At 64.4% G+C, this 12,165-nt stretch carries 10 protein-coding genes; 8 read left to right on the forward strand and 2 right to left on the reverse strand.

All coding sequences use genetic code 11. The annotated features are described in order from the left end of the window. Window position 1 precedes the first annotated feature (1 nt). The 3 genes from murJ to JWR89_RS04755 all read left to right on the forward strand — a co-directional run bounded on the left by murJ (window position 2) and on the right by JWR89_RS04755 (window position 4,539). Window positions 2–1,483: a murein biosynthesis integral membrane protein MurJ gene (murJ, locus tag JWR89_RS04745; RefSeq protein ID WP_299712368.1), complete on the forward strand. Its 1,482-nt coding sequence runs from the start codon at window positions 2–4 to the stop codon at window positions 1,481–1,483. A 220-nt stretch (window positions 1,484–1,703) separates the two neighbouring features. After that, window positions 1,704–4,001, forward strand: coding sequence for a xanthine dehydrogenase family protein molybdopterin-binding subunit (locus JWR89_RS04750; protein WP_299712371.1), 2,298 nt, complete (start codon window positions 1,704–1,706; stop codon window positions 3,999–4,001). 91 nt (window positions 4,002–4,092) lie between these two features. Further along, the gene (locus tag JWR89_RS04755) at window positions 4,093–4,539 is read left to right on the forward strand and encodes a cytochrome c (RefSeq protein WP_299712374.1); all 447 of its coding nucleotides are present in this window, start codon (window positions 4,093–4,095) and stop codon (window positions 4,537–4,539) included. 223 nt (window positions 4,540–4,762) lie between these two features. Here JWR89_RS04755 and JWR89_RS04760 read toward each other — a convergent pair whose 3' ends face one another. Beyond that, complete coding sequence (locus JWR89_RS04760; RefSeq protein WP_299712377.1) at window positions 4,763–5,182, reverse strand: CHRD domain-containing protein; 420 nt, start codon at window positions 5,180–5,182, stop codon at window positions 4,763–4,765. 156 nt (window positions 5,183–5,338) lie between these two features. Here JWR89_RS04760 and JWR89_RS04765 point away from each other — a divergent pair, with 156 nt between their 5' ends. The 3 genes from JWR89_RS04765 (at window position 5,339) to JWR89_RS04775 (ending at window position 9,077) form a co-directional block, all read left to right on the forward strand. After that, window positions 5,339–6,259 carry a cytochrome c gene (locus tag JWR89_RS04765; RefSeq protein WP_299712380.1) on the forward strand — a complete coding sequence of 307 codons (921 nt, stop codon included), beginning with the start codon at window positions 5,339–5,341 and terminating at the stop codon, window positions 6,257–6,259. Between the two features lie 110 nt (window positions 6,260–6,369). After that, window positions 6,370–7,359 (forward strand): DMT family transporter, encoded by a 990-nt coding sequence (locus JWR89_RS04770; protein WP_299712383.1) that lies wholly within the window; start codon window positions 6,370–6,372, stop codon window positions 7,357–7,359. 287 nt (window positions 7,360–7,646) lie between these two features. Further along, a complete protein-coding gene (locus JWR89_RS04775; protein ID WP_299712386.1) occupies window positions 7,647–9,077 on the forward strand; it encodes an aldehyde dehydrogenase family protein in 1,431 nt (476 codons plus the stop codon). Window positions 9,078–9,222: 145 nt separating this feature from the next. On the opposite strand, the gene JWR89_RS04780 is transcribed toward JWR89_RS04775, so the two are convergent. After that, entirely contained in the window at window positions 9,223–10,182 is a 960-nt protein-coding gene (locus JWR89_RS04780) for an SMP-30/gluconolactonase/LRE family protein (protein ID WP_299712389.1), read from the reverse strand. 117 nt (window positions 10,183–10,299) lie between these two features. On the opposite strand from JWR89_RS04780, the gene JWR89_RS04785 reads away from it, so the two are divergent. Then, a complete protein-coding gene (locus JWR89_RS04785) occupies window positions 10,300–11,118 on the forward strand; it encodes an NAD(P)-dependent oxidoreductase (RefSeq protein ID WP_299712392.1) in 819 nt (272 codons plus the stop codon). A gap of 82 nt (window positions 11,119–11,200) precedes the next feature. Further along, a partial coding sequence (locus JWR89_RS04790) for a dihydroxy-acid dehydratase (RefSeq protein ID WP_299712395.1) occupies window positions 11,201–12,165 on the forward strand: 965 nt, incomplete at its 3' end.

Below are 12,165 nucleotides of genomic sequence, written 5' to 3' on the forward strand. Positions count from 1 at the left end.
GATCACCGGATTCGCGCGCGACATCATGCTCGCCGCGATTCTTGGCGCGGGCCCGGTCGCCGATGCCTTTTTCGTGGCATTGCGGCTGCCCAACCATTTCCGCGCCATCTTCGCCGAGGGTGCCTTCAACGCGGCCTTCGTGCCGGCCTATGCCCATGTCCGAGGCGAGGGCAATGAGACGTCGGCGCGGCTGTTCGCCAACCGGATCTTCACGCTGCTGTTCGTCTCGCAGGTGGTGCTGTTGGCGCTGGCGCTGTTGTTCATGCCGCAGGCCATGAGCATTCTGGCCCCCGGTTTCACCGACGAACCCGAGCAGCGCCGGCTCGCCATCGAGCTGACGCGCATCACCTTTCCCTATCTGCTGCTGATCACGCTGGTGACGCTCTATGGCGGCATGCTCAACGTGGTGAACCGCTTCGCCAGTGCTGCGGCAGCGTCGATCTTCCTCAACATCGCGATGATGGCGACGCTCGCGGTCGCGGTCTGGTTTCCGACGCCCGGCCACGCCGCGGCGTGGGGCGTGCTGATCTCCGGCTTCCTGCAGTATTTTCTGCTCGCCGGCGATCTCGCCCGCCACGGCGGGTTGCCGCGCTTCGCGCCGCTCCGGCTCGACGAGGACGTCCGCGACTTCTTTCGGGCGCTAGGGCCGGCGACGCTGGGCTCGATGGGCACCCAGGTGGCGCTGTTTGCCGACACCATCATCGCCACCTTCCTGCCGGTCGGCGCGCTGTCGGCACTGTATTATGCTGATCGCCTCAACCAGCTACCGATCGGCGTGATCGGCATCGCCATCGGCACCGTGCTGCTGCCGGAGATGTCCCGCCGCATCACCGCCGGCGATCATGCCGGCGCAATGGCCTCGCAGCGCCGTGCCTTCGAATTCACCCTGCTGTTCTCGGTGCCGTTCGTGGCGGCCTTCCTCACGGTGCCCGACGTTATCATGCGCGCGATGTTTGCCCGCGGCGCCTTCACCAAAGCGGATGCGGTGGCGGCCGGTGCCACGCTCGCCGCCTATGCTATCGCGCTAATTCCCTTCGTGCTGATCCGCAGCGCGGTGGCCACCTTCTACGCGCGCAAGGACACAGCGACTCCGGTGAAAGCGTCGCTCACCGGCATCGCCGTCAACGTGGTGCTGAAGATCCTGCTGATGGGCTCCCTGGCGCAGGTCGGCCTGGCGCTGGCCACCGCCATCGGCGCCTGGGTCAACCTGCTGCTAGTGGTCGGCTTCGCAGTGCGCGCCGGCTACCTGGAATTCGACCGCGGCTTCGTGCTGTCGCTGGCAAAATTCTTCGTGATCGGCGTGGCGCTCGCCGCGGCGTTCTGGCTGACGGCGCATTTTGCCGCGGCGCAATTCGCCGCATGGACGTCGTTGCGCGACGAGGCGGCGCTGGTTCTGCTGATGCTGATCGGGACCATCGTCTATGCCGCGTTGGTCCTGCTGCTGTTCGGCCCCAGATGGCTCCGCTCGCTGGTGCGCAGCTAAAATTCTCGTGTCCCGGACGCGGCGCAGCACGCAGTGCTGCTCCGCAGAGCCGGGATCGTATCGAACTCCGGCGTTTGGGATGGCCCCGGTTCTGCGAAGCAATACTTCGTATTGCGTCGCGCCCGGGGCACGAACGGGGATAGCCCGTTGCACCCTGCATTTGCGCTTCTGCGCTTTCCACTGCACAATGGAGCCACTCTAAACTGCAGTCGGTGACCCCATGGCTCCCATCAAATTCGGCGTCGGACAGAGCGTCCTGCGCAAGGAAGACGACGCCCTGATTCGCGGCAAGGGCCGCTACACCGACGACCACGCGCCGCAGACGCTGCACGCGCTGGTGCTGCGCTCGCCGCATGCCCACGCCACTTTTACGCTCGACGCCGCGCGCGCCCGCGCGCTGCCCGGCATCGCGACGATCCTCACCGCCGAGGATGTCAAGGATCTCGGCGGCCTGCCGTGCCTGTTCAATCTGCCGGATGCGCCGTTCACGGGACCGGATTACGCGATCCTGGCCTCCGGCACGGTGCGCCATGTCGGCGACGCCGTGGCCTTCGTGGTCGCCGGGACCATCGACCAGGCGCGCGATGCGGTCGAGGCGATCGAGGTCGAATGGACGCCGCTGCCGTCGGTCAACGGTCTCGTCAATGCCGTGAAGAAGGATGCGTCGCAGGTGTGGCCCGCGCATGCCGGCAACGTGCTGTTCGACGTGCCGATCGGCGACAAGAAGGCGGTGGACGCCGTGTTTGCCAAGGCGCCGGTGGTTGCCGAAATCAGAATCGTCAATCCGCGCGTCATCATCAACTACATGGAAACCCGCGCCGCCGTTTGCGAATACGATGCCAAGCGCGATCACCTGACGCTGACCATCGGCAGCCAGGGCAGCCACCGGCTGCGCGACATCCTGTGCGACAACGTCCTCAAGATTTCCAAAGACAAGATGCGCGTGATCTGCCCCGACGTCGGCGGCGGTTTCGGCACGCGGCTGTTTCCGTACCGGGAATATGCATTGGTCGCGGTCGCCGCCAAGAAGCTGCGCAAGAGCGTCAAGTGGGCGGCAGACCGCGCCGATCATTTCGTCGGCGACGCCCAGGGCCGTGACAACGTCACCCACGCTCGCATGGCGCTCGACAAGGATGGCAAGTTCCTCGCCATGGACGTCGATCTGATGGCCGACATGGGCGCCTATCTCTCGACCTTCGGGCCTTACATCCCGCACGGCGGCGCGGGGATGCTGCCGGGGCTCTACGACATCCAGGCGTTTCACTGCCGCGTCCGCACCGTGTTCACCAACTCGGTGCCGGTGGATGCGTATCGCGGCGCCGGCCGGCCCGAGGCGGCCTATGTGGTTGAGCGGCTCGTGGATGCCTGCGCGCGCAAAGCCGGCCTGAGCCCGGATGCGATCCGCCGCAAGAACTTCATCTCGCCGAAGGCGATGCCGTACACCACCGCTACCGGCAAGATCTACGATTCCGGTGATTTCGCCGCCCACATGAAGCGGGCGATGGAAGTGGGCGAGTGGAAGGATTTTCCGAAGCGCGCCAAGGCGGCGAAGAAGCTCGGCCTGGTGCGGGGCATCGGCCTGGCCACCTATGTGGAAGTCTGCGGCACCATGGGCGAGGAGACCGCCAATGTCGCGCTCAGCCCCGATGGCGACATCACCATCCTGATCGGCACGCAATCGACCGGGCAGGGCCACCACACCGCCTATGCGCAGATCGTCGCCGAGCAGTTCGGCGTCGCGCCGGAGCGCGTCCATATCATCCAGGGTGATACCGACAAGGTCGCCACCGGCCTCGGCACTGGCGGCTCGGCCTCGATCCCGTCCGGCGGCGTCAGCGTGCAGCGCGCCACCCGCAAGCTCGGGGTAACCCTGAGGGAACTGGCCGCGGATGCGCTGGAGACCAGCGCCGCCGATCTCGAGATCGACGACGGCGTGGTTCGCATCGCCGGCACCGACCGCTCGATCAGCTTTGCCGAACTTGCCAAGAAGGCGGATCCGTCGAAGCTCAATGCGTCCGAAACCTTCAGCAGTGCCGACGGCACCTTTCCCAACGGCACCCATTCGGTCGAGGTCGAGATCGATCCCGCCACCGGGAAAATTGCGATCGTCAATTACGTGATCGTCGATGATTTTGGCGTCACGCTGAATCCGCTGCTGCTGGCGGGACAGGTCCATGGCGGCACCATGCAGGGTATCGGCCAGGCGCTGATGGAGCAGGCGGTGTACGACCCCAAGGACGGCCAGCTAGTCACCGGCACCTTCATGGATTATGCGTTGCCGCGCGCCGCCGACGGCGCCCCGATCAGCTTCGAGACCCACAACATTCCCTGCACCACCAACCCTTTGGGCGTGAAGGGGGCCGGCGAGGCCGGTGCGATCGGCTCCTGCCCGGCGGTGGTCAATGCGATCATCGAAGGGCTGTATCGCGAATACAAGATCGAGCACATCGACATGCCCGCCACGCCGGAGCGGGTCTGGATGGCGATCCGCGAGCACGAACGGCTGCATAGTCTGTGAAACGCCGCCGCCGGGAATAGAGGCCGGGTGGCGGGGTTTAAACCCGTGTTGCGCATTGTTCCTAGTTGAATTCCAAAAGGGGTGTTAGTCGATGAAACGTATGATCGTGGTGGTGGGCGCGTTGCTGCTGGGGACAGGCGCCGTGATGGCGCAGCAGGATGTCGTCAAGGAGGCCCAGAACGTCATGAAGGCCAACGGCAAGAATCTCGGTGGCGTGCTCAGCGCCATGGCGAAGGGCGACAAGCCCTATGATCAGGCCGCCGTTGACGCGGCGCTGGCGCAGCTTGACGATACCGCGAAGAAGCTGCCGACCTTGTTCCCGGAAAGCACCAAGGGCCTGAAGCCCGAAGGCGATTACAGCGCGTCGCCGAAGATCTGGGAAGACAAGGCCGGCTTCGACGCCAAGATCGCCAGCTTCGCCAAGGTGGTCACCGATGCCAAAGCCAAGATCAAGGATCTCGACTCGCTGAAGGCCAATGTTGGCGGCATCGGCAAGGAATGCGGCGGTTGCCACGAGACGTTTCGGTTGAAGATCTGAGGACTGGTCGCTGCCGTCCGCGTCCGTCATTGCGAGCGAAGCGAAGCAATCCAGTCTTGGTTCGCGGTCTTCTGGATTGCTTCGTCGCAAGGGCTCCTCGCAATGACGAGGAGAGCGCCTGCAAGTTCGCTTGTGGAGCGACAGTTTCGAAGAGGCAGTTACCAAACAAAAAGGGCGAACGCATCGCGTTCGCCCTTTGAAGTTCAGCAAGCCGGATAGAAACTTACTTCGTCACCTGTCCGCGAATTTCGCCAGCCGGATTGGCGGCAGTGTGGACATTCACATAGTACTTGCCGGCGACGAGGTCGGCGGCCTGGGCGTCGGTCAGGGTGGCGCTGCCTTCGGACGGGCTGGTCGCCGGCGCGATTGGCACGGCCACGCCGGCGTTCTTGCCAGGCTCCGCCGGGCCATGGAAATGCGCGGCGGTCGCGGCGCCGGTCAGGCCGGAATAGCTCAGCTTCCAGGTCAGTTTCTTCGACGCCGGATCAAAGTCGATATCGGCGGTGCCGGTGCCGGCGGTGGTGTTGGCGGGCACTTCGCTGGCACCGTTGAGCGTCGCCTTCATCTTGTCGGCAAAGGCGGGCGCAGAAAAGGCGACGGTGGCCAGCGCAAGCGCGGCGATTGCGGTTTTGGTAGCGGTCATGGTCTTCTCCCTGTGGACGCAAGATCGTCAAGATCGAAACGCCGCTGCTTGTGGTTTATTCCTGTGATCGCCGGACTGGGATCACGATTTCGTTCCGGACAAGGTGGCAACATCCGTCTAATGACGGCAACACGATCCCTCACGACGGACCCGCCCGTGCTGAAACGATTTTTATTTCTCGCCATCGGCGCTGTCGCCATCGGCCTCGCGGTATTTTGGTGGTTGACGATCCCGGCGACCATCGCGGCGACGGCGCTGCCGATCCATACGCCGGATATCGCGAACGGACTGACAACCTTCAATGCCGGCGGTTGTTCCTCCTGCCACGCGACGCCCGCGCAGCCGGACCGCACCCGGCTCGGCGGCGGACTGCCGATCACCTCGCCCTTCGGCACTTTTTACGTGCCGAATATTTCGCCGGATCCTAATGCGGGCATCGGCCGCTGGACCGAGGCGGAGTTCGTCACCGCGCTCGCGAAGGGCACCTCGCCGTCGGGCCAGCATTACTTCCCGGCGTTTCCCTACACCACCTACCAGCACACCAAGGTCGAGGATATCCGCGACCTGTTCGGCTATCTGAAGACGCTGCCCACGGTGGCCAGCAAGGCGCCGGACCATGACGTCCCGTTCCCGTTCAACGTCCGCCGCAACCTCGGTGTCTGGAAGTTGCTGTTCCTCGACGGCAAACCGTTGGTTGCCGATGCGTCGAAATCCGCGCCGTGGAATCGCGGCGCCTATCTAGTCAACGCGCTCGGCCATTGCGCCGAATGCCACAGCCCCCGCAACGTTCTGGGCGGCATCGTCGAAAGCCAGCGCTTTGCCGGTGGGCTCAATCCGGAGGGCGAGGGCTGGGTGCCCAACATCACCCAGAAGGGCCTTGCGGAATGGTCCGAGAAGGACATCGCCTACCTGCTGGAGACCGGCCAGACCCCGGACGGCGACACCGTCGGTGGCTCGATGGCCCGCGTGATCCGCAATACCTCGCAACTGTCGGCGGAGGATCGCACGGCGATGGCGGTCTACCTGAAGTCGCTGCCGGCGGTGGATGGTCCGGTAAGGCCGAAAAAGAAAGGCTAGATGAAGGAGGCGCATAGACGCTCCGGAAGCCATGTCGCTTCAGGCCTATTCGCGATCACCCCGGCGTGATTGTGTGCGGCGGTCCCTCCGCCAACGCGATTCCCCGATTTATGAATATCCTCAAGGCCGTGTCGCTGAAGATCGCCAGCACGGTGGCGTTTGCGCTGATGGGCGCGCAGGCGCGCTATCTCGGCAGTTCGCTTCCGGTCGGAGAGATCGTGTTTGCGCGCGGCCTGTTCGCGCTGATCCCGATCGTGCTGTTCTTCGGCTGGCGCGGCCAGTTGCGCGGCGCGCTGCGCACCGACCGGCGCTCGGCGCATCTGGTGCGCGGCGCCTTCAGCGTGGTTGGCACCTTCTGCACCTTCGGCGCGCTGGCGCGGCTGCCGATCGCCGACGTCACCGCCATCGCCTTCATCGCGCCGCTGATCACCGTGGTGTTCGCTGCCCTGATCCTCAAGGAGCATGTCCACGTCTATCGCTGGTCGGCGGTGGGCATCGGCTTTGCCGGCGTCATCCTGATGCTGTCGCCGTATTTCGGCAACCATGCCGCGCTCACCACGTCGATGCTGGTCGGGCTGGCGCTGGCGCTGATCAACGCCGTGTCCTCCGGCGGCGCGACGATCCAGATCCGGCGCTTGACCGCGACCGAGACGTCCTCGGCCATTGTGATCTTCATGACGCTGACGGTGATGGCGGTGTCGCTGCTCACCGCGCCGTTCGGCTGGCGGATGCCGGTGGGCGGCCTCGAGATCGGCTTGCTGATCGGCATCGGCGTCGCCGGCGGCCTCGGCCAGATGCTGTTCACCGAGAGCTATCGCTACGCGCCGGCCTCGTTCCTGGCCCCGTTCGACTACACCGCGATGCTGTGGGCGTTTTTGCTGGGTTACTGGATGTTCGGCGAAGTGCCGACGTTCTATGTGGTCTGCGGCGCGGTGATCGTCGCCGGCGCCGGCATCTTCGTGATCCTGCGCGAGCGCCACCTCGGCCTCAAGCGCCTGCGCGACACGCCGATGTCGCCGATTTCCACCATGGCGGATGACGAGGCCGACCCCGATGCGCCCGTGAAGCCGGTAAAGGTGGGCGTGAAGGTCGCCAGCTAACGGCCGGTAAAGGTGGGCGTGAAGGTCGCCAGCTAACGGCAACGTGGAATATGCTGCAGCGCACAGTGCGGCGCAGCTGCGCATGCGACGAGCCGGCATTTAGAGCTAGCCAAATCCCGGGGCCTTGCTCCCGCCACCCCGCTGCTTTTATATGCGCCGTCGCCACCACGCGGCGCCCCGCGTATGGCGGGTCCAATTGATGGGGTGAGAGGCAAGGGTGCTTGCCGGGCGCCCCGTGCCTTCCCAGATCGTTCTGACTGAAGCTCCCGAAATCAAAGAGGTTACCAATGGTCAACCGCATGCAGTTCTACATTGATGGCGCCTGGGTCGATCCCGCCGTCAAGAAGTCGACCCCGGTCGTCAATCCGGCGACCGAAGAAGCGATGTATGAAATTGCGCTGGGCTCCAAGGCCGACGTCGACAAGGCTGTGATCGCCGCGCGTCGGGCTTTCGGGACGTTCTCCGTCACCACGCGCGAGGAGCGCGTCGCGTTGCTCGAAAAGATCATCGTGGCCTACAAGGCCCGCATGAAGGATATCGCCGTTGCCGTCTCGGACGAGATGGGCGCCCCGCTGCCGATGGCTGAAAAGCTACAGGCCGGCGCCGGCCTCGGCCATCTGGTCGCGACCCTCGACGTCCTGAAGAACTACAAGTTCGACGAGGTGCACAACGCCGCCATGATCACCCGCGAGCCGATCGGCGTCGTCGGCATGATCACGCCGTGGAACTGGCCGCTCAACCAGATCGCCTGCAAGGTCGCACCCGCGATCGCCGCTGGCTGCACCATGATCCTGAAGCCGTCGGAATTCACGCCGTCCTCGGCGCTGATCTTCGCGGAAATCCTGCATGAGGCCGGCGTGCCGAAGGGCGTGTTCAACGTCATCAACGGTCTCGGCACTGATGTCGGCGTCGCCATGTCCGAGCATCCCGACATCGACATGATCTCGTTCACCGGCTCGACCCGCGCCGGCATCGACGTCGCCAAGCGCGCCGCCAACACCGTCAAGCGCGTTAGCCAGGAACTCGGCGGCAAGTCGCCGAACGTGATCCTCGATGGCGCGGACTTCGTGAAGGCCGTCACCGGCGGCGTTGCGCACATGTTCAACAACTCCGGCCAGTCGTGCAACGCGCCGAGCCGGATGATCGTGCCGCAGGCCAAGATGAAGGAAATCGCTGCCATCGCCAAGGCGCAAGCCGACAAGACCAAGGCCGGCGATCCCCGCGCCGACGGAACTGTCATTGGTCCGGTGGTCAATCGCGGCCAGTGGGACAAGATCCAGGGCCTGATCCAGAAGGGCATCGAGGAAGGCGCCACGCTGGTCTCCGGCGGTCCCGGCCTTCCCGAAGGCGTCAACAAGGGTTTTTACGTGCGCCCGACCATTTTTGCGGACGTCACTGAAAACATGACCATCGCGCGCGAGGAGATCTTCGGGCCGGTGCTCGTGATCATGGGCGCCAAGGACGAGTCCGAGGCACTGCGGATCGCCAACGACACGCCGTATGGCCTGGCCGGTTACGTCTCCGCCGACACGATCGACACCGCGCGAAAATTCGGACGCAAGATCCGCGCCGGCAACGTCAACCTGCAGGGCGCCCCCAACGATCGCACCGCGCCGTTCGGCGGCTACAAGCAGTCCGGCAACGGCCGCGAGTGGGGTCAGTACGGCCTGGAGGACTTTCTCGAGGTCAAGGCGATCGCCGGCTACAACGCCGCGTAAGCGAGTGAGTTAGCGAAACGCCGGCGTGGAGAAATCCGCGCCGGCGTTTTTTTGTAGCCCGGATGAAGCGAAGCGCAATCCGGGAAGGCCGCTGATGTTGGACTTCTGCCCCCGGATTTCGCTTCGCTCCATCCGGGCTACAGAACTATCCCCCCAACGCGCCCTGCGTGTTGACATAGACCGCGTAGATCGACTGGCTCGACGCCATGAACAGCCGGTTGCGCTTCGCGCCGCCGAAGCAGACATTGGCGCAGCGCTCCGGCAAGGCGATGCGGCCAATCTGCTCGCCGTCGGGCGCGAACACGAACACGCCGTCGAGTTCGGCCTTGCCCATGCCCCAGCCGCACCACAGGTTGCCATCGATGTCGCAGCGCATGCCGTCTGGCGTGCCTGGACCGGCATCGATGAAGACGCGCTTGTTGGCGATGGTCCGGCAGTCGGCGGCAACGTCGTACGCCAAGATCTTGCGGTTCGGCACGCCGCGCGATTCCACGACATAGAGCAGCTTCTCGTCCGGCGAAAAGCACAGCCCGTTGGGGCCGAGCACGTCGTCGGCGACGATCGTGGCGCGCAGCGTATTGCCGTCGATGCGGTAGACGTTCTGGCCGATCTCCGACGGCGCCTTGTTGCCTTCGTAGTCGCTCATCAGCCCGAACGTCGGATCTGTGAACCAGATCGAGTTGTCGGATTTCACCACCACGTCGTTCGGCGAGTTCAGCCGCTTGCCTTCGAAGTTATCCATCAGCACGGTAATGCTGCCGTCATATTCGGTACGGGTGACGCGGCGGCCGTGCTCGCAAGTGATCAGCCGGCCCTGGCGATCTCTGGTGTTGCCGTTGCCGTAATTCGAAGGCCTTCGAAAGTCGCTGACCGCGCCGGTCTCCTCGTCCCACTTGACGATGCGGTTGTTCGGAATGTCGCTGCACAGCAGATAGCGGCCGTCGCCAAACCACACCGGTCCCTCGGCCCAGCGCATGCCGGTGGCGATGCGTTCGATGGCGCCGAGTTTGATCCAGTATTTTTCGAAGCGCGGATCGAGTGCGTGAATCGCGGGATCAGGATAATAGGTCGCCGGTTGCCAGCCGCGGGATGGAGCTTCGGACATCGTTGGGTCCTTGTTGTTGCTTCCTCGCCAAGAGCCGCTTGCTACCATTGGCGCGTTTGCGCGGCAAGCAAGTCTCCGTCATACTCATCTGTAACGTTGCAACAGACGAGGGACGGAATGCCAAGAATATTGATGACGGGCGCATCGGGCGGCATCGGCACGCGACTGCGGGAATTGCTGCCGCCGATCTATCCGGACCTGGTGCTGAGCGACCTCACGACGCCACCGAATCTGAAGCCCGGTGAAAAATTCCAGCAGGCCGATCTCGCCGATATGGCCGCGGTCGAATCGATTTGCGAGGGCGTCGATGGCATCCTGCATTTCGGCGGTTTCTCGGTAGAAGGTCCGTGGGAGACTATCCTGCAGGCCAACATCATCGGCACCTACAATCTGTTTGAGGCGGCGCGCAAGCACGGCGTCAAGCGCGTCATCTTCGCGTCCTCCAACCACGCCGTGGGCTTCTATCCGCGCCACACCAAGATCGGCACCGACGTTACCGCACGGCCGGACGGCCGCTACGGCGTCAGCAAGGTGTTCGGCGAGGCGCTCGGCGCGCTTTATGCGGACAAGCACGGGCTCTCGGTAACCTGCCTGCGGATTGGCAATTTCGGCGACCGCCCGCTCGACCAGCGCCGGTTGGCGATCTGGCTGAAGCCGGAGGACCTGGTGCAGCTGTGCCAGATCGGGCTCGACCATCCCGATATTCATTTCGAGATCATGTACGGCGCGTCGTATAACGAGCGCGCCTGGTGGGACAATTCCCGCGCCTATGAGCTCGGCTACCGCCCGGTCGGAAAGGCCGAGGACCATCGCGAGCATGCCATGGCCGAGCAGGCCAAAATGAAACCCGACCCGGTGAGCGATTTCTACCAGGGCGGCGCATTCTGCGGCACCGAGTTCGACGGCGATGCCAGCCGCGTCTGGGAACCGAAATAGCCCCGCGTTTCCGGCGATTGACAAGGATTCTAGCGGCCCCATAAGAAGCCGCTAGAACACGTCTAAAAACGGGAAACGCGACATGGCCGATGGATTGCGCAAGGGGCTCACCAGCTACGGCGATGCCGGTTTCTCGCTGTTCCTGCGCAAGGCCTTCATCAAGGCGATGGGTTATTCCGACGACGCGCTGGACCGCCCTATCGTCGGCATCACCAATACCCACAGCGACTACAATCCCTGCCACGGCAACGCCCCCCAGATCATCGAAGCGGCCAAGCGCGGCGTGATGCTGGCCGGCGCGCTGCCGATGGTGTTCCCGACCATCTCGATCGGCGAAAGCTTTGCGCATCCGACCTCGATGTATCTGCGCAATCTGATGGCGATGGATACCGAGGAGATGATCAAGGCGCAGCCGATGGATGCGGTGATCGTGGTCGGCGGCTGCGACAAGACGCTGCCGGCGCAGATCATGGCGGCGATCTCCGCCGACCTGCCGACGGTGGTGATCCCGGTCGGGCCGATGGTGGTGGGCCACCACAAGGGCGAGGTGCTTGGCGCCTGCACCGACTGCCGGCGTATGTGGGGAAAATTCCGCGCCGGGGAAATCGACCAGCAGGAGATCGACGCGGTCAACGCGCGGCTGGCGCCGTCCGTCGGCACCTGCATGGTGATGGGCACCGCAAGCACCATGGCCTGCATCACCGAGGCGATGGGGCTGTCCTTGCCCATGAGTGCGACGATTCCCGCGCCGCACGCCGAGCGCTTTCGCTCGGCCGAAGCGAGCGGGAAGGTCGCTGCCGAACTGGCCAGAAACAAGGGCCCGAAGCCGAGCGAATTTCTCACGCCGGCCTCGTTCCGCAATGCCCAGGTGGTGCTGCAGGCGATCGGCGGTTCGACCAACGGGCTGATCCATCTCACCGCGATGGCCAATCGGTCGGTGCACCGCATCGACCTCGCGGCCTTCGACGAACTCAGTCGCGAAGTGCCTGTGCTGATCGACCTGAAACCGTCAGGCGATCACTACATGGAGCACTTTCATCACGCCGG

Origin of the sequence: Tardiphaga sp. (genome assembly GCF_028290785.1) — a bacterium.
Lineage (GTDB): Bacteria > Pseudomonadota > Alphaproteobacteria > Rhizobiales > Xanthobacteraceae > Tardiphaga.

Coding starts and splice junctions, on each gene's coding strand:
- JWR89_RS04755 (WP_299712374.1), top strand. CDS start 4,093: ATGAAACGTATGATCGTGGTGGTGGGCGCGTTGCTGCTGGGGACAGGC.
- JWR89_RS04750 (WP_299712371.1), top strand. CDS start 1,704: ATGGCTCCCATCAAATTCGGCGTCGGACAGAGCGTCCTGCGCAAGGAA.
- JWR89_RS04780 (WP_299712389.1), bottom strand. CDS start 10,182: ATGTCCGAAGCTCCATCCCGCGGCTGGCAACCGGCGACCTATTATCCT.
- JWR89_RS04775 (WP_299712386.1), top strand. CDS start 7,647: ATGGTCAACCGCATGCAGTTCTACATTGATGGCGCCTGGGTCGATCCC.
- JWR89_RS04760 (WP_299712377.1), bottom strand. CDS start 5,182: ATGACCGCTACCAAAACCGCAATCGCCGCGCTTGCGCTGGCCACCGTC.
- JWR89_RS04770 (WP_299712383.1), top strand. CDS start 6,370: ATGAATATCCTCAAGGCCGTGTCGCTGAAGATCGCCAGCACGGTGGCG.
- JWR89_RS04785 (WP_299712392.1), top strand. CDS start 10,300: ATGCCAAGAATATTGATGACGGGCGCATCGGGCGGCATCGGCACGCGA.